The organism is Curtobacterium sp. NPDC098951 (assembly GCF_044759965.1).
Taxonomy (GTDB): domain Bacteria; phylum Actinomycetota; class Actinomycetes; order Actinomycetales; family Microbacteriaceae; genus Curtobacterium.
On record NZ_JBIWAG010000002.1, the window covers coordinates 619,288 to 636,114 of the forward strand.

Here is a 16,827-nt window from a genome sequence, read left to right on the forward strand (position 1 = left end):
TTCTACGGTCTGGAGCACACCCGCGAATGTGCGGCATCGTCGGCCTCGTTGCACAGGGCCCCGCCAACCAATCCATCTACGACGCACTGCTCCTGCTGCAGCACCGCGGGCAGGACTCGACGGGCATCGCCACGGTCGAGGGCCACGTGCACCACATGCACAAGACCCGCGGGCACGTCCGCGAGGCGTTCCGCACCCGTGACATGCGCGCCCTCCTCGGCACCATGGGGCTCGGGCACGTCCGCTACGCCACCAAGGGCGCCGCGAGCAACGAGGAAGAGGCCCAGCCGTTCTACGTGAACGCGCCGTACGGCATCGTCCTCGTCCACAACGGCAACCTCACCAACACGCGGGAACTCACGCGTGAACTGTTCGACATCGACCGTCGACACCTCAACACGACGTCGGACACCGAGCTGTTGGTGAACGTGCTGGCGCACGAGCTGCAGGGGCAGGTCCGCGGCGCGAACCTCGACCCGGGCCAGGTCTTCGACGCCGTCGAGCGCGTGCACGAGCGTGTCGAAGGCTCCTACGCCACGATCGCCACGATCGCCGGGCACGGGCTGCTCGCCTTCCGCGACCCGTACGGCATCCGTCCGCTCATCCTCGGGCACAAGTTCGACGAGGCCGGGCAGCCGGAGTGGGTCGTCGCGAGCGAGTCACTCGTGCTCGAGTCCGGCGGATACGAGATCGTCCGCGACGTCGCCCCGGGCGAGGCCGTGTTCATCGAGATGAACGGTCAGATGCACGCCCGGCAGTGCGCGAAGAACCCGCGACTGGTGCCGTGCTCGTTCGAGTACGTCTACCTGGCCCGACCCGACTCGGTGATGAACGGCATCTCGGTCTACGACGCACGCCTGCGCCTCGGCAACCGGCTCGCCGACACCATCGAGCAGTACGCGCCGACGGGTGACATCGACGTCGTCATGCCGATCCCCGACTCGAGCCGGCCGGCCGCCATGCAGGTGGCGCAGAAGCTCGGCATCGAGTACCGCGAGGGCTTCTACAAGAACCGCTACGTGGGCCGCACCTTCATCATGCCGGGGCAGGCGGAGCGCAAGCGGTCGGTGCGCCAGAAGCTCAACGCGATGTCGTCGGAGTTCAAGGGCAAGAACATCCTGATCGTCGACGACTCGATCGTCCGCGGCACCACCAGCCGCGAGATCGTCGAGATGGCCCGTGCCGCCGGGGCGAACGAGGTCACCTTCACGAGCGCCGCGCCGCCTGTCCGGTACCCGCACGTGTACGGCATCAACATGCCGACGCGCGCCGAGCTCATCGCGCACGACCGGAAGATCCCGGAGATCAACAAGGTGCTCGGCAGCGACCACCTGATCTACCAGGAGATCGGCGACATGCGCGACGCGATCATCGAGGGGTCCGACGTCACGGACCTCGAGATGAGCTGCTTCACGGGCGAGTACGTCACGGGCACCGTCAGCCCGGAGTACCTGTCCTGGGTCGAGGCGAACCAGCTCAGCTGAGCGGGGTCGCGAACGCGACCCCGCAACGGACTGGAGGCGCGGTGCCAGGCCGAGCCGCGCCTCCAGTCCGTCAGATGCGGACGACTACGGCGTCCGGTCGCCGTCCGCCCGGGCGTCGCCGTGGTCCTCGATCTCGCCGTCCACGGTCTCGGGCGGCAGCTCGACCTCGACGCGCTCCGCCGTGAGGCGGGCGGCCCGGCGCGCGAACACGCGGTCGAGCACCACGGCGACGACGGCGCCGACGAAGGCGCCGATCGTGACGCCCCACAGGCTGAAGTAGCCGACCAGGCTGCCGAAGCTCGCGGTCTCCTGCGTGTCCCCACGGTCGATGTCCATGGTGAGCGACACGACGATGAGCGTCGCGATGAAGCCGAGGACCGCACCGCCGACGATGAAGACCCCGAACTTCGGGGCACGACGGATCGTCACCTCGTCGGAGGAGGAGACGGCGTTCGGCGCCGGAGCCGGTCGTTCGTCGGGTCGGTCGGTGTTGCTCACACGTCCATTGTCCCCCACTGTGGGACGTGCTCCGGCCTGTCCGCCCAGGTGGATCCGGGAGAGGATGGTCGCTACCGATCGGTATCCCACGGTGAGGAGGTGCGGCAGATGCGCGAACGGACCACCCGCGGCGCCCGGACGCCGGCGCGGATCAGCTGGCCGATCCTGCAGCGTCGCGAGGAGGACCGGGCCGTCGCGGTCGTCGCCGAACACCGGTGGAGCGTCGCGCTCGTCGGGGCCCCCGGCCTCGGCAAGAGCTCCGCGGCCCTGCGGATCACCGACCGCGTCGCCGGTCGTGACGCCTCCGGCCGGACGCTCGTCGTGCCCATCACGGCCGTCGCCGCCAGCAGGTCGATGCCGTTCGGCGCGGCGTCGGAGCGCTTCGGCGAGCTGCCGGGCTCCCTCGCCGAGCTCGTCGGCGCGGGCGGGGCCGAGCAGCGCCTCCGCGAGAGCGAGGAGCTCACCGACCGCGACGTCCTGCTGCGCGTGGACGACGCCGACCACCTCGACGCGATCTCCGCACGCTACGTCGCGTGGCTCGTCCGCGAGCAGGGTGCCCGGCTGGTCCTGACCTGCCGCGACTTCACCGCACTCCCCGAACCGCTCCGGGCCCTCTGGCAGGACGACCTGCTCGAACGCATCGACCTCGAGCCGCTCGACCTGCACGAGACCTCGACCCTCATCGCGCGGGCGCTCGGAGCCCAGCTCGAGACGGCGTCGGCCGAACGCGTGCACCGGGCCACCGCCGGCAACCCGCTCTACATCCGCGAGGTCGTCCGGTCGGCGCTCGCCTCCGGGGCGCTCGACCACACCGCCACCGGCTGGTACTGGCGTGGCCGGGTCACCGCCTCGAACAGCCTCGCCGACATGTACCGCACCGAGCTCGGGTCGCTGCCGGAGGACCTCCGCGACGTCGTCGACATCGTCGCCCTCGCGGACCCGATCCCGCTCGCGCGGCTGATCGGGCTGGTGAGCGGCGGGGACGTCGACCGCGTCGTCGCGCTCGGCCTCGTCCGCATCGACGCCCTCGAGGACGGTGCCGCCGTCGTCCGCCCGTCGCACCCCCTCGTCGGCGAGGTCGTCCGTGCGCTCGTCCCGGTCGCCCGACGCACGGCGCTCTTCGCCCGCGCCAACGCCTTCCGCACCGACCGGCCGGAGGGCGCGCCGCCCGCCGCCCGTCTCCGTGCCGCGCTGTGGTCGCTCGAGTGCGGTGTACTGCCCCCGGTCGAGCAGCTCCTCGACGCCGCCCAGGTCGCGGTCGGGCTGCAGGAGCACGAGAGCGGGATCGCACTTGCCTCGGCCGCCCTCCGCACGACGCTCAGCCCGTGCGAGCGGGTCGCCGCGCACTGCCTGCGATCGCTCGCGCACTCGTACAGCACCGGGCGCGAGGCCGGTCGCGCCGACGCCGAGGCCGCGTGGGCCGTCGTGTGCTCGACCCCGACCGAGGTCGACGACCACGCCGTGATCGAAGCGTGCGAGACGCTCGCGAACATCCGGCAGTTCCACGACGACGACGTCCTCGCCGCGGTCGCCCTCACCGATGCCGCATCGCGGCTCGTGGGTCCGGACGCCGCCGAACGGCTCCGCCTGCTGCGCCTGGCACACCTCGGCTGGGGCGGCCGCTTCGACGAGGTCCGCGACGAGCTCGAGCGCTCCGGCATCGTGCAGGCGGCGACGGTGCCGTTCGCGTTCCTCTGCCTCGCGCCGTGCGCGGTGATGGCCCTCGCCACCGCCGGTCGGCTCGACGAGGCCCAGGCCTTCGGCAGGGCGTGCCTGGCGACCGCGGTCGAGCACCTCGAGGACGCCCCGTGGAGCGTCGGCGAGATCGTGTCCGTGCTGCACCAGCTGCAGGTGTGGCGGGGCGACATCGCCGACCTCATCACCGAGGTCCCCGTCCGCCGGTCGAGCCCGTACCTGAAGTACGACTTCACGCTCGAGCTCATCGGCGAGGGCAACCTCGCACTCGCCCAGCGCCGGTGGGACGACGCCGTCGCGGCGTTCTCCGCGGCCTGCGAGCGCTACGACGTGGCCGATCACGGCGGCTTCGCGGCCTACCCGTGGGCACGGCTGGCGATGTCGTACGCCTACGCCGGTCGCGGCGAGGAGGCCTCGGCGGCGCTCGAGCGCGCCCGGGCGACGCCGCTCCGGGCGATGCGGATCATCGGCGACCAGGTCGCGGTGACGATCGCGTGGACCGAGGCGGTGCTCGGCAACCCGGCGGGCCTCCGGCACGCGGACGACATCATCGAGCGCGGGACGGCCAGCGGGTCGTGGACGCACGTGATGTACGCGCAGACCCTGCACTACACGAACGACATGCTGAACGGGCGCGACTCGGCGGCGTCCCTCCTGCGGATGCGCGACGCCGCCGCCCGCGTGGACGGCCCGCTCGCCGGAGCGATCGTCGAGTACGCCGAGGCGGTCCGCACCGACGACCGGACCCGGATCATCGCGGCCCAGGGGGTGCTCGCGTCGCACGGGATGGCGGTCTCGGCCGGCCGGGTGAAGCCGCCGCTGACGAACCGCGAGTACGAGGTGGCCGAACTCGCGTCCCACGGCCTGAGCAACCGCCGCATCGCGGAGACCCTCGGCCTGAGCGTCCGCACCATCGACGCGCACCTGTCCCGGGTGTTCACGAAGTGGGACCTGCACGCCCGCACGGAACTCGCCGAGCTGCTCTGATCGGTCGAGTCCGCGGGCCTTCCGGCGCCGCTGCGAGCCGCGGGTGGGTTGCGGAATGCAGCACGACTCGCCGGAACGGTTGACAGGATGTACGGAATGTCGCGTACCTTGGAGCCTGTCGCCGGGTTCGGACCCGTTCGGGTCGGGTCCGAATCCCGGCGACTTCTACGGTAGCCGCCGGGTCGGTGACGTCACATCAGTAGGTACTACCTAATTCGCTGAGGCCGTCTAGGTACCCGAGTCCTCCTGTCCAGGAGGCGCGGGGCGGGCTGGCACCGTCCCTCCCGTCCGACACACGCGCCCGTCTCGGATCCGTCTGCGATCCCGCGACCGCCTCGTCTCCGTGCCGTCGCTCGGCCGGCCGTCTCAGACGGCCAGGCGCACCGGCAGGAAGTCCGTGAGGTCCGCGCGGGAACCGGACGCGCTGACGCGCGACTGCGCGACGGCCTCGTCCCAGCGCAGCTCGCCGGTGGCGAGCGCGAGCCAGGTCGTCGCGTCCGTCTCGACCACGTTCGGCGGCGTGCCGCGCGTGTGCCGGGGTCCGGGGACCGCCTGGACGGCCGCGAACGGCGGGACGCGCACCTCGACGCTGTTCCCCGGGACGTCCTCGGCGAGGCGCTGCAGCGACCACCGCACGGCGGTCGCGAGGGTCGGCCGGTCGGTGGCCCCCTGCTGCACGGCGGTGAGCGCGGCCCGTCCCGCTGCGTCCTCGATCCTCCTGGGTGGCATGTCCACAGGCTAGCCGCCGCATCGCAACGGGCGAGTCGGGATCGGTAGGGTGATCGGGTGCGAATCCTCGTCCTCGGTTCCGGTGCCCGCGAGCACGCGATCATCACGGCCCTCCTCGCGGAGCAGGCCGGTCACGTCATCACCGCAGCGCCGGGCAACGCCGGCATCGCGGCCGACGTCGAGACCGTCTCCATCGACCCGACCAACGGTGCCCTCGTCGCCGAGTACGCGCTCGAGAACGGCGTCGAGCTCGTCGTCGTCGGGCCCGAGGCGCCGCTCATCGCCGGCGTCGCCGACCCGGTCCGCACGCGGGGCATCCCGGTGTTCGGGCCGAGCAAGGCCGCCGCACAGCTCGAGGGCTCCAAGGCGTTCGCGAAGCGGATCATGTCCGAGGCGGGCGTCCCCACCGGTCGACCCGTGTACGCCGGAACCGTCGACGAGGCCGTCGCCGCGATCGACGAGCTCGGCGCCCCGCACGTGGTGAAGGCCGACGGACTCGCTGCCGGCAAGGGCGTCCTCGTGACCGACGACCGCCAGGCGGCGATCGACCACGCCACCTACTGGCTCCAGCACGGGCACGTCGTGGTCGAGGAGTTCCTCGACGGCGAAGAGGTCTCGCTCTTCTTCCTGAGCGACGGGCACGACGTCCGGCCGCTCAGCCCCGCGCAGGACTACAAGCGCCTCGGCGACGGTGACGTCGGACCGAACACCGGCGGCATGGGCGCATACTCGCCGCTCCCCTGGCTCGCCGACCGCTGGGAGTCCGAGCGGGCCTTCGTGGACGAGGTCACCGACCTCGTCGCGCTCCCCACCGTCCGCCGACTCGAGCACGAGGGCACGCCGTTCGTCGGCCTGCTCTACTGCGGTCTCATCGTCACCGAGCAGGGCGTCCGGGTGATCGAGTTCAACGCCCGCTTCGGCGACCCCGAGACGCAGGTCGTCCTTCCCCGCCTGGCGACCCCGCTCAGCAAGCTCATGCTCGCCGCAGCCACCGGGCAGCTCGGCTCCACGCCGGACCCCGTGTTCCGCGACGACGTCGCCGTCACCGTGGTCCTCGCGAGCGAGGGCTACCCCGAGAACCCGAAGACCGGCCGTCCGATCACCGGCATCGACCAGGCGAACGCGCGCGCGGGCGTCTCCGTCGCACACGCCGCCACCGGGGTGCTCGACACCGAGCTCGTCGCGACGGGCGGGCGCGTGCTGAGCGTCGTCGCAACCGGGGCCACCTTCGCCGAAGCCCGCGACCGCGCGTACGCCGGCGTCAGTGACATCGCGCTCGAGGGCGCGCAGTTCCGCACCGACATCGCCGCGAAGGTCGCCCGATGAGCGCGGCGCCCGTCCTCGACGGCTGGCAGCACGTCTCCTCCGGCAAGGTCCGCGAGCTCTACGTCCCCTCCGGCACCGCCGACGTCGCGAGCGCCACCGAGCTGCTCCTCGTCGCGTCCGACCGCGTGAGCGCGTACGACTTCGCCCTCGAGCCGCCGATCCCGGGCAAGGGCGAGCTGCTCACCCGGCTGTCCCGCTTCTGGTTCACCCGGCTGGCCGACGTCCCCAACCACCTCATCGCCCCGTCCGCCGGCGGGACCCCGGTGCCGGCGTCGGTCGCCGCGCGGTCCATGCACGTGATGCCGCTGACGATGTTCCCGGTCGAGTGCGTGGTCCGCGGGTACCTCGTCGGCAGCGGGTGGGCCGAGTACCAGCAGTCCGGCAGCGTGTGTGGCGTCCCACTCCCCGACGGGCTGTCGAACGGGGACCGGCTGCCGGAACCGATCTACACGCCGGCGTACAAGGCACCGCAGGGCGAGCACGACGAGAACATCTCGTTCGAGCAGACGGTCGAGCTCGTCGGACCCGAGGTCGCGTCGCAGCTGCGGGACCTCTCGCTCCGCGTCTACTCCGAGGCGGCGGCGATCGCGCTCGACCGCGGGGTGGTCATCGCGGACACGAAGTTCGAGTTCGGGCAGGATGCGTCGGGGCTCGTCCGGATCGCCGACGAGGTCCTGACGAGCGACTCCAGCCGCTACTGGGACGCCCGGTCGGGGAACCGGACGGAGTCGTTCGACAAGCAGATCGTGCGCGACTGGCTCAGCGCGAACTGGGACCGGCAGGGGACGCCTCCGGTGCTGCCCGAGGCGATCGTGTCGCGGACGGCCGAGCGCTACCGCGAGCTCATCGAGCGCCTGGGCGCGTAGGGGCCGGCCCCGCCGCGCCGCAGGGCCGTGGGGCCTCGCCGCCGCGGCCGGCCGCCCGCACGCCGGAAGCCGGCGCGAGCGGGCACAACACGCCGCTCACGTCCGCCGAGGGAGCACGATGTGCAGCCCGCCGGCGCCGAGCGCGACAGATCGTGCACTTTCGGCGCACCCGCCGGCCCTGCCGCCGCCGCGTTCGGCCGCACGACCGCCGGACGCGTGGCGCGAGCCTGGGTCGAGCCGCGCCTCCAGGCCGCCCGCGCGCCGGAAGCCGGCGCGAGCGGGCGCAATACGCCGCTCACGTCCGCCGAGGGGGCACGATGTGCCGCCCGCCGGCGCCGAGCGCGACAGATCGTGCACTCTCGGCACCCGCCGGCGCCGCGCGATGGGCCCGGCCGGCCGCACGACCGCCGGACATGAGGCCCGAGGCAGGCCGAGCCGCGCCTCCAGACCGCCCGCGCGGCGGATGCCGGCGCGAGCGGGCGCAACACGCCGCTCACGTCCGCCGAGGGAGCACGATGTGCCGCCCGCCGGCGCCGAGCGCGACAGATCGTGCACTCTCGGCAACCGCCGGCACCCCCGCGACCCGCCGGCGCCCCGCGTGCCCGCGCCGGCGCCCCCGCGCCCGCGCCCGCGCGTCAGTCGCGCGCGACGACGACGACCGTCAGGTCGTCGCCCGGGTCGTGCGTCACCGCACGCGCCCGGATGCGCCCGAGGAACACGTCGAGCTCCGGGGCGTCCCGCCACATCGCCCCGAGCGCACCGAGGGACGCGAGCGTCGAGTCCCACAGCTCGAGGGCCCCGTCGCTGACGACGATGAGCACGTCCCCGCGCTCGAGGTCGAGCGTGCCCGTGACCCGCTCGGCCCCGACGGGGTGCAGGCCGATCGGCAGGTCGAACGAGCGCAGGACGCTCTCGGTGCCGTCCGCGTGCAACTGCAGCACGAGGCCGTGGCCCGCGTCGGTGAACTCCATCCGCCCGGTGGCGGGCGTCAGGCGTCCGTGGAACATCGTCGCGAACGACTCGGCACGGCTGAGGTCCGGCCCGACCTGCGCCTCGAGTGCGGCCACGGCCCGGTCCGGGGCCTCGGAGCTCCGGGCGAGCAGGGCACCGCGGATGGTGGCGGCGAGGAGTCCCGCAGACATCCCCTTGCCCATGACGTCCGCCACGGTCAGCGAGAGGGTCGCGCCGTCGAGGTGCCAGTCGTGGAAGTCGCCGGACACGACGCCGTGCGGCAGCGACATGCCCCCGACGCGGTACCCGGGCAGCGTGACGCCACCGGGCTCGAGGCCGGCGAGCACGGAACGGAGCCGGTCCTCGTCGGCGCCGGCGGCGAGCTCGCGCTCCGCCCAGACGCCGAGCTCCTCGAGCAGCGCCAGCTCGTCGTCGTCGAGCGTGCGCGGCGTCGGGTCGATGAGGCAGAGCGTCCCGACCTTGACGTCGGCGTCGCCTGCACGGAGCGGCACCCCGGCGTAGAACCGCACGTTCGGGTCGTCGACCACCATCGGCATGTCGGAGTAGCGGACGTCGGCGCGGGCGTCCGGCACGACGACGGGTCCGTCGACCGCGAGGGTCCGACCGCAGAAGGTGTCCTGCAGCGGGATCGTCGGGCCGAAGGCGGTGTCGCTCTGCTGCGACTTGATGAAGACGTCGGACTCGCGTGCGAGGTTGAGGAACGAGCCGGAGACACCGAAGGCCTCGCGCGCGATCCGTGTGATCCGCTCGAAGCGCTCCTCGGGCCCGCCCTCGACGACGTCCAGGGCTGCGAGCAGCGCCGCCCGCCGGACGGCGTCCGTCGCGGGGCGGTCGGAGACGGCGGGCTCGTGGTGCATGCACCCACGCTAACGCGCACAACGGACAGTGACCGTCCCCAGAACGGAGGACGTGTGTCGCCCGTGACAGATGTCACGCCGGATCCGTGACGAACCGCAGAGGGAGCGGGGACCACTCCCCGGCAGGCTCGGAGCCATGAACGACACACCGGTCATCCAGCTCCGCGACCTCCGCAAGCGCTTCGGCGCCGTGGCCGCGGTCGACGGCGTCGACCTGACGATCCGTCCGGGCGAGGTCGTCGCCCTCCTCGGCCCGAACGGCGCCGGCAAGACCACGACGGTCGACCTCGCGCTCGGGCTGTCGACGCCGACGACCGGCGAGGCCCTGCTCTTCGGCGAGGAGCCCCGCGCCGCGGTCGTCTCCGGCCGGGTCGGCGCGATGCTCCAGGGCGGCGCGCTCCTGCCGGACATGACGGTCCGCGACGCGGTCGCCCTCGTCGGTGCCGCGCACCGTCGCCCGATGCCCGTCGACGAGGCGCTCCGCCGGGCGCGGTGCTCCGACATCGCCGGACGCCGCATCGCGAAGCTGTCCGGCGGGCAGCTGCAGCGGGCCCGGTTCGCGGTCGCGGTGGTCTCCGACCCCGACCTGCTCGTGCTCGACGAACCGACCGCGGCGATGGACGTCGAGGCCCGGCACACCTTCTGGTCGTCGATGCGGGACTTCACCGACGCGGGCCGCACCGTCGTGTTCGCGACGCACTACCTCGACGAGGCCGACACCTTCGCCGACCGCATCGTCATCATGCGCAGCGGCCGGGTCGTCGCCGACGGCACGCCGGCCGAGATCAAGGCGATCGCCACCACCCGCACCCTCCGGTTCGCGGGTGTGGGCGCCGACGCGCACGCCGCGTTGCGCGCGCTGCCGGGCGTCGTGGGCCTGGAGGCGCGGCGCGACGCCGTCACGCTCCGCTCGGACCGCAGCGACGACACCCTTCGCGCCCTGCTCGCCGCCCACCCCGAGGCGCACGACGTCCAGGTGGTCGCCTCGACCATGGACGACGCCTTCCTCGCCTTGACCGCCGACCCGGCGCCCACCGCCACCGCTCCCACCGCCGCTCCCGAAGGAGTCCTCGCATGACCACCGTGACCCCCTCCGGCCGGCTGCCGCTCGGCTACGTGTACCTCGAGACCAAGCGGCAGCTCCGCAACGTCCGCGCGATGGTGTTCACCTTCGCCGTCCCGGTGGTCATGCTGCTCGTGTTCGGCTCGGCGTTCGGGTCCGTGACGGACCCGACCACGCACCTGCAGTACCTCGTCGTCACGACCCTGCAGATGGCGTCCTACGGGGCGATGATGGCCGCGTTCAGCCAGGCGTTCGCCATCGTCAACGAACGGTCGATCGGCTGGAACCGGCAGCTGCGCGTGACGCCGCTGTCCGGGTGGGCGTTCATGGTGTCGAAGGTGATCGCCGCGATGGCCTTCGCCGCGATGTCGATCGTCGTCACGGTGGTCGTCGCGACCGTCGTGCTGCACGCGTCCCTCGACCCGTGGCACTGGCTCGCCGCCGGGTTCGGCATCTGGTGCGGCGTGGTGCCGTTCGCCCTCATCGCGATCCTCATCGGGCAGTTCGCGAAGCCGTCCTTCGCCCAGCCGGTGTTCATGGTGGTGTTCATGGGCATGTCGATCCTCGGCGGGCTCTGGGTCCCGCTGTCGGTGATGCCGAGCTGGATGGGGAGCGTCGCGCACCTCATGCCCTCGTACTGGCTGAACCGGATCGGACAGATGGGCGCCGGGGCGACCGGGTCCGCCGGCATGACCGAACCGGCGCTGGTCCTCGCCGGTTGGGCGCTCGTCCTCGGCGCGGTGATCGCGTGGCGCTACCGCCGCGATGCCGCACGAGCGTGACCGAGCGTCCTACGCTGGCACCGATGTCAGAGGCGACCAACACGACCGAGGTGCGTGGTGCGGGGAACGCACCGACGGGCTCGCGAGCTCGCCCGCGCTCGTTCCCGTGGGCGGTCCCACCCGGCGCGAGCGACGACGACATCCGGATCGGCCGGCGCCGCTGGTACGCCGGGGCGGTGTTCGCCCTGCTCTGGCAGGTCCTCGAGGTCATCGCCGTCTGGAACGACGGCCGGAGCCTCCGGGCGCACGTCGTCTCGACGATCGCCCTGGCGATCCTCTACGCGGCGTACCTGTTCGCTCCGGAGCTGATGTGGCGCCGGAGCCTGCGCGGCCGGGTCGTCGTCCTCGCGGGCGTCGCGCTGCTGGCCGGGCTGCTGCTGTTCGTCGTCGGGCCACTCGCGATCTGGACGTGGCTCCTCGTCGCGGCACTGTCGGGCTTCGTCGCCGAACGGTTCTGGGTGGCGGGATCGGTCGTGCTCGCGATCGTCGGTGCGCAGTTCCTCGTCGCGCTGAGCACGGGGTGGGACCGGGCCGTGGACAGCGGCATCCTGTTCGCCCCCGTGATCACCGTCTCCGTCGGTGCATCGATGCTGTTCTTCGGACGACAGCGCGAGGCGGAGCAACGGCTGGGCGTCGCGCAGGACGAGATCACCCGGCTCGCCGTGGTCGAGGAGCGCGCCCGGTTCTCCCGGGACCTGCACGACGTGCTCGGCCACTCCCTGACCGTGGTGGCGATGAAGTCCGAGCTCGCCGCACGACTGGTGGACGTCGACCCGATCCGGGCCAGGACGGAGATGCAGGACGTGGAACGGCTCTCCCGCGAGGCGCTGCAGGGGCTCCGACGCGCCGTCAGCGGGTACCGCGAGGCCGACCTCGACGCGGAGCTCGTGTCGGCGCGGGCAGCCCTCGCCGCGGCCGGGACCGACGCGTCGCTCCCGCACGACGGCGACGCCGCGGCCGACGACGTCCGGAGCCTGTTCGCATGGGTCCTCCGCGAGGGCGTCACGAACGTCCTCCGGCACGCTGCCGCGAGCCGGGTCCGGGTCACCCTCACCCGGACGGCACTGACGATCGAGGACGACGGGACCGGGGTGCTCGAGGCGTCCGCCGCCGTGACCCCGGGGAACGGGCTGCGTGGGCTCCGCGAGCGGGCCGACGCCGTCGGGGCGACCCTGACCACCGGCACGAGCGACCTCGGCGGCTTCCGGCTGCGGGTCGAGAGGAACCGACGATGACCGACACCATCCGGGTGCTGCTGGCGGACGACCAGGCGCTCGTGCGCGGGGCCCTGGCGTCCCTGCTGTCGCTCGAGCGCGACATCGAGGTCGTCGCGCAGGTGGCCCGGGGCGACGAGGTGCTCGAGGCCGCGCGGTCCTCCGGCGCCGCGGTCGCACTGCTCGACGTCGAGATGCCGGGCGCCGACGGGCTCACCGCGGCTGCCGCCCTCGCCCGCTCGCTGCCGTCGTGCCGATCGCTCATCGTCACGACGTTCGGCCGCCCCGGGTACCTCCGCCGTGCGCTGGAGGCCGGGGCCGCGGGCTTCGTCGTGAAGGACACCCCGGCGGAGCAGCTCGCCGACGCCGTCCGCCGGGTCGCGGGCGGCTTCCGCGTGGTGGACCCGGTGCTCGCCGCGGAGTCCCTCGCCGCCGGCCCGTCCCCGCTCACCCCGCGGGAGACCGACGTGCTCATCGCCTTCCGCACGACGCCGACCGTGGCGGGCGTCGCCGGCTCCCTGCACCTGTCGGAGGGCACGGTCCGCAACCACCTGTCGTCGGCGATCGGCAAGACCGCCGCCCGCAACGCCACCGAGGCGCTCCGGGTCGCCGCGGACAACGGCTGGCTGCTCGGGTCGGCCTGAACCGCGGCGTAGCCTGGTGCCCGTGCTCCGACGTGTCCTCCCCGTGTTCGCCCTCGGTGCGGCCGCCGTCCTCACCCTCGCCGGCTGCGGCGCACACGACTCCACCGGCCAGGTGTCCGTCACGGTGTCGTCGAACGCGGCGGACCACGCCTACGAGGTGCAGGTCTTCACCGCCGAGACCGGCAAGCTCTCCGAGCACCAGCGGGTCTTCCCCGGTGGGACGGCGGACTTCGCCGGCGTGCCCCTCGGCACGGTCAGGGTGCGGGCGGACGACCTCTGCCCGCAGGAGACCACCGTCACGGACGGCGAGGTCGCGACCGTCACGCTGACGACGACGGGCTGCTGACGCACCGGAGGCGCGGTGCGGGTCGGACCCGCACCGCGCCTCCTGGACGGATCCCGGCCGTCAGGCCTCGGACCGGCCCGAGCGCCGGAGCGTCTCGTGCGGGCTCTCGCCGAACCGTCGCCGGTACGCCGCCGCGAACCGCCCGAGGTGCGCGAAGCGCCAGCGCCGTGCGACGTCGCGGATCGTCACGATCCCGCCCCGTCGGGACGTGAGCTCGAGGTGCACCCGGTCGAGCCGGACCTCGCGCAGGTAGCGCATCGGCGTCACGGCGAGTCGGCGGCGGAACAGGTCCTGCAGCCCGCGCTCGCTGAGGTCCGCACCAGCAGCGATGTCCGCGACCTCGAGGTCTTCGCCGGCGTGCTCGTGCACGAAGCGGATCGCGCGACGGAGCCGGTGCTCGACGTCGGAGCGGGACCGGGTGAACGTCGAGAGCACGACCGTCGCCACCCGCCGGTCGAGCGCGGCCCGCTCAGCCGGGTCCAGGTCGGCGTCGAGGATGCGGTCGGTCACCTCGCGCAACAGGGTCAGCAGGGGCTCGACGCCCGGGTCGGCCGCGTCCGGTTGCACGAACTCGGACGGCTCCTCGGTGTCGCCGAGCATCGCGGGTGCGATGTGCAGGAGCGTCATCGCGGTCGCGTCGGTGTCGAACGCGTAGGCGACCGGGGCGGACAGCATCATCGGGCGTCCGGGTCCCACGTCCCACTCGCTGCCGTCGTCGGCGGTGAGGGTCGCCCGGCCGTTCGCGAGCACGAAGACGACGTGGTCCGGTCGTGGTCCGATCGTGCCGGACTGCGGGCCGCCGGTGCGGATCTGCCGCAGGGAGACGAACTCGTCGCCACCGGACCGGTAGTCGAACGCCTGCCCGTCGGGGGCCGACTGGTCCGGGACCGCCCGGTCCGGGACCGCCTGGTCCGGGACCGCCTGGTCGGACGCCGGGCGTTCGGACACGTCGTGGTCGGAGGACGTCATCCGTGCCTCCGTTCGACGTGCCGCGCGCCGGGTCCGGCGGGCCCTGGAACGCTACCGGGCCGGTCGTCCGGGCGCGAGGCCCCCGTCCGCGTCGCGCAGCTCAATGCGTCAGCACCACCTTCACGACGCCGATCACGAACGCCACGGCGGCGAGCACGATGCCGCCCCAGAGCCCGAGGAACGTCGGGCGCTTCCCGCTGAACCGCTGCATGAACACACCGACCATGCCGATGCGGACGACGAGGATGACGAGCGCGGCCGTCTGCGCCCACGGCGCCGGGAGCCAACCGGCCCAGGCGACGGCGTAGAGCACGGCGGGGATGAGCCCGGACGTGGCGATCGGGTTCGCGTTCCGCACGATGGTGGCGACGGACTCCCGCCGGACCTCGTCGGACGCGTCGTCGTCCCCGAGTCCGTGCGCGACGAGGTGCGACAGCACGTGCGCGAGGTACGTGAGGACCGCGGTGCCGAGCACCGCCCAGACGGCGGAACCGTGGTGGATCGCCGTCGGGTCGACCGCGATCGCCGCGGCGAGGACCGTGATATTGCCGTAGACGTACGAGGACATCCGGTCGCGCACCTGCTCGATCGGCAGGTCACGCCGGTCCGGACGGCCGCCACGGCGTCCGCCCGCTCGGTCCGGCAGTCGTCCTGTGCGTGGCATCTCCCCATCTTGGCCCCGGACGACATCGGCCCCGGCGGCGGGACACGCCGGGGAACGAACGCGGACGACCGCCACCGGGGTCATTTGGTTGACGCGTCAACCAAATGCGCGCACACTGGTCGCATGACCACGCAGGACCTCCTCGCCGCCGACACCTCGATGGGCGCCGTGACGCTCCGGGTCGCCGACCTCGACCGGATGATCGGCTACTACCGCGACGGCGTCCGGCTCACGCTCCTGTCGAACACCGGTGGCGTCGCCGTGCTCGGACGCGGCACGACACCGATCGTCGTCCTCGAGCACGCACCCGAGATGCGGCACGCCGCACCGCGCGAGGCCGGCCTCTTCCACACCGCGATCCTGTTCGACACGAGGGCCGACCTGGCCGCCGCGCTGTACTCCGTCGCGACCCGGTACCCGCAGACCTTCACGGGCAGCGCCGACCACCTCGTGAGCAACGCCTTCTACTGCACCGATCCTGAGGGCAACGGCGTCGAGCTGTACTGGGACCGCGACCGCAGCGAGTGGTCGTGGACGCACGGCATGGTCGACATGGCCACCCTCTTCGTCGACCCGAACGCCTTCCTGCAGGAGCACCTCACGCAGGAGGCCCTCGACGACGCCGCGGCACGCCCCGGACGCGTCGGCCACGTGCACCTGTCCGTCGGCGACGTCACCACCGCGAAGGAGTTCTACGTCGACCGACTCGGCTTCGCGACGACCGCCGGATGGGGCGAGGCGCTGTTCGTCAGCGCCGGCGGCTACCACCACCACATGGCGATGAACACGTGGAACTCGCGCGGGGCCGGACGGCGCCAGCTCGGACTCGGGCTCGGACTCGTCCGCATCGAGGTGCCCGGCGCGGACGACCTCGGCGCCCTCGTGACCCGCATGCACGACACCGGCGTGCAGACCGCCGACGACGGCCGGACGGTGGCGTTCGAGGACCCGTGGGCGAACCGCATCGAGGTCAGCACTCCGGGACGGGGCTGATCCGGTACAGCCACCCGGCACCTCCGACAGGATGGGGGCATGACTGACGACATCCGGTGGGAGGTGGTCGAGGAGAGCACGCTGTCGCTCCCCGACCACGAGGCGATCGCAGCACTGCTCGCGCAGGCGTTCCCGGACTGGTCCCACTGGTACGTGGGCGGCCGCAGCTGGTCCGGCATGCAGCCCGAGCGGCGGGTCCTCGCCCGCGACCCGGACGGCGTCGTCCTGGCACACGTCGGGATCCGCCGCATGTTCATCACGGTGGGCGGGTGCGACGTGCTCGTCGGCGACACCGGTCTCGTCGCCGTGTCGCCCAGGCTGCAGGGCTCGGGCAGAGGCCGGGAGCTCATGGAGCGCACGCACGCCGTGCTCGACGGGCTCGCGGTGCCGTACGGCTTCCTCGGTGCGGGCGAGAACCGCATCCCCTTCTACGCGAAGCTCGGCTGGCACGAGTTCCCCGAGGTCGTCGGCACCTTCTCGGCGTTCACCGCCGAGGGTGCCGGCATCACGAACACGGAGCAGGGCGGCTGGATGGTGCGGCCGGTGGCCGCGGCGCTCGAGGACTGGCCGGCCGGCCCGATCTGGCTGAACGGCCAAGAGGTCTAGAAGAGGACTGGGCACCTCCCCGAGGCGGCCCGACCTGGCTGAACGGCCAAGAGGTCCAGAAGAGGACTGGGCACCTCCCCGAGGCGGCCCGACCTGGCTGAACGGCCACGAGGTCTAGAGCGCAACGACAGA

The 16,827-nt window shown here is 73.0% G+C and carries 16 protein-coding genes; 11 read left to right on the plus strand and 5 right to left on the minus strand.

Annotated elements, in window-relative coordinates; all coding sequences use genetic code 11:
- Positions 1 to 26: 26 nt before the first annotated feature.
- Positions 27 to 1,484 (plus strand): amidophosphoribosyltransferase, encoded by a 1,458-nt coding sequence (gene purF, locus ACIQUC_RS07575; RefSeq protein WP_402265084.1) that lies wholly within the window; start codon positions 27 to 29, stop codon positions 1,482 to 1,484.
- Between the two features lie 84 nt (positions 1,485 to 1,568).
- Here the strand turns inward: purF and ACIQUC_RS07580 are convergent, their stop codons facing one another.
- The gene (locus ACIQUC_RS07580; RefSeq protein ID WP_402265087.1) at positions 1,569 to 1,982 is read right to left on the minus strand and encodes a hypothetical protein; all 414 of its coding nucleotides are present in this window, start codon (positions 1,980 to 1,982) and stop codon (positions 1,569 to 1,571) included.
- Between the two features lie 108 nt (positions 1,983 to 2,090).
- On the opposite strand from ACIQUC_RS07580, the gene ACIQUC_RS07585 reads away from it, so the two are divergent.
- Positions 2,091 to 4,664 (plus strand): LuxR C-terminal-related transcriptional regulator, encoded by a 2,574-nt coding sequence (locus ACIQUC_RS07585; RefSeq protein WP_402265089.1) that lies wholly within the window; start codon positions 2,091 to 2,093, stop codon positions 4,662 to 4,664.
- 366 nt (positions 4,665 to 5,030) lie between these two features.
- On the opposite strand, the gene ACIQUC_RS07590 is transcribed toward ACIQUC_RS07585, so the two are convergent.
- Complete coding sequence (locus tag ACIQUC_RS07590; RefSeq protein ID WP_031261651.1) at positions 5,031 to 5,393, minus strand: sterol carrier family protein; 363 nt, start codon at positions 5,391 to 5,393, stop codon at positions 5,031 to 5,033.
- Positions 5,394 to 5,450: 57 nt separating this feature from the next.
- Between ACIQUC_RS07590 and purD the strand changes: the two genes are divergently transcribed.
- Positions 5,451 to 6,719 carry a phosphoribosylamine--glycine ligase gene (gene purD, locus ACIQUC_RS07595; protein WP_402265092.1) on the plus strand — a complete coding sequence of 423 codons (1,269 nt, stop codon included), beginning with the start codon at positions 5,451 to 5,453 and terminating at the stop codon, positions 6,717 to 6,719.
- A complete protein-coding gene (locus ACIQUC_RS07600) occupies positions 6,716 to 7,585 on the plus strand; it encodes a phosphoribosylaminoimidazolesuccinocarboxamide synthase (protein WP_402265095.1) in 870 nt (289 codons plus the stop codon). The genes purD and ACIQUC_RS07600 overlap by 4 nt, the downstream gene beginning before the upstream one ends.
- Before the next feature lie 635 nt (positions 7,586 to 8,220).
- Here ACIQUC_RS07600 and ACIQUC_RS07605 read toward each other — a convergent pair.
- Positions 8,221 to 9,414 carry a PP2C family protein-serine/threonine phosphatase gene (locus tag ACIQUC_RS07605; protein ID WP_402265098.1) on the minus strand — a complete coding sequence of 398 codons (1,194 nt, stop codon included), beginning with the start codon at positions 9,412 to 9,414 and terminating at the stop codon, positions 8,221 to 8,223.
- 136 nt (positions 9,415 to 9,550) lie between these two features.
- Here ACIQUC_RS07605 and ACIQUC_RS07610 point away from each other — a divergent pair, with 136 nt between their 5' ends.
- Genes ACIQUC_RS07610 through ACIQUC_RS07630 form a run of 5 tightly spaced genes read left to right on the plus strand, consistent with a single transcriptional unit; the run spans position 9,551 to position 13,463 of the window.
- Positions 9,551 to 10,492, plus strand: a complete 942-nt coding sequence (locus tag ACIQUC_RS07610) for an ABC transporter ATP-binding protein (RefSeq protein ID WP_402265101.1) — start codon at positions 9,551 to 9,553, stop codon at positions 10,490 to 10,492.
- Positions 10,489 to 11,259 carry an ABC transporter permease gene (locus ACIQUC_RS07615; protein ID WP_402265104.1) on the plus strand — a complete coding sequence of 257 codons (771 nt, stop codon included), beginning with the start codon at positions 10,489 to 10,491 and terminating at the stop codon, positions 11,257 to 11,259. The genes ACIQUC_RS07610 and ACIQUC_RS07615 overlap by 4 nt, the downstream gene beginning before the upstream one ends.
- 23 nt (positions 11,260 to 11,282) lie before the next feature.
- A complete protein-coding gene (locus ACIQUC_RS07620) occupies positions 11,283 to 12,494 on the plus strand; it encodes a sensor histidine kinase (RefSeq protein WP_402265107.1) in 1,212 nt (403 codons plus the stop codon).
- On the plus strand, positions 12,491 to 13,117 hold the full coding sequence (locus tag ACIQUC_RS07625) for a response regulator transcription factor (protein ID WP_022906115.1): 627 nt from the start codon (positions 12,491 to 12,493) through the stop codon (positions 13,115 to 13,117). Before ACIQUC_RS07620 ends, ACIQUC_RS07625 begins: the two co-directional genes overlap by 4 nt.
- A 22-nt stretch (positions 13,118 to 13,139) precedes the next feature.
- A complete protein-coding gene (locus tag ACIQUC_RS07630; RefSeq protein ID WP_148286873.1) occupies positions 13,140 to 13,463 on the plus strand; it encodes a hypothetical protein in 324 nt (107 codons plus the stop codon).
- A 60-nt stretch (positions 13,464 to 13,523) separates the two neighbouring features.
- On the opposite strand, the gene ACIQUC_RS07635 is transcribed toward ACIQUC_RS07630, so the two are convergent.
- Positions 13,524 to 14,432 carry an AraC family transcriptional regulator gene (locus ACIQUC_RS07635; RefSeq protein WP_022906113.1) on the minus strand — a complete coding sequence of 303 codons (909 nt, stop codon included), beginning with the start codon at positions 14,430 to 14,432 and terminating at the stop codon, positions 13,524 to 13,526.
- Positions 14,433 to 14,532: 100 nt separating this feature from the next.
- Positions 14,533 to 15,096, minus strand: a complete 564-nt coding sequence (locus ACIQUC_RS07640) for a hypothetical protein (RefSeq protein ID WP_402265112.1) — start codon at positions 15,094 to 15,096, stop codon at positions 14,533 to 14,535.
- Positions 15,097 to 15,219: 123 nt separating this feature from the next.
- Here ACIQUC_RS07640 and ACIQUC_RS07645 point away from each other — a divergent pair, with 123 nt between their 5' ends.
- Both ACIQUC_RS07645 and ACIQUC_RS07650 read left to right on the plus strand, forming a co-directional pair.
- Positions 15,220 to 16,089, plus strand: a complete 870-nt coding sequence (locus ACIQUC_RS07645) for a VOC family protein (RefSeq protein WP_402265115.1) — start codon at positions 15,220 to 15,222, stop codon at positions 16,087 to 16,089.
- A gap of 39 nt (positions 16,090 to 16,128) precedes the next feature.
- A complete protein-coding gene (locus ACIQUC_RS07650) occupies positions 16,129 to 16,695 on the plus strand; it encodes a GNAT family N-acetyltransferase (protein ID WP_402265117.1) in 567 nt (188 codons plus the stop codon).
- Positions 16,696 to 16,827: the final 132 nt, after the last annotated feature.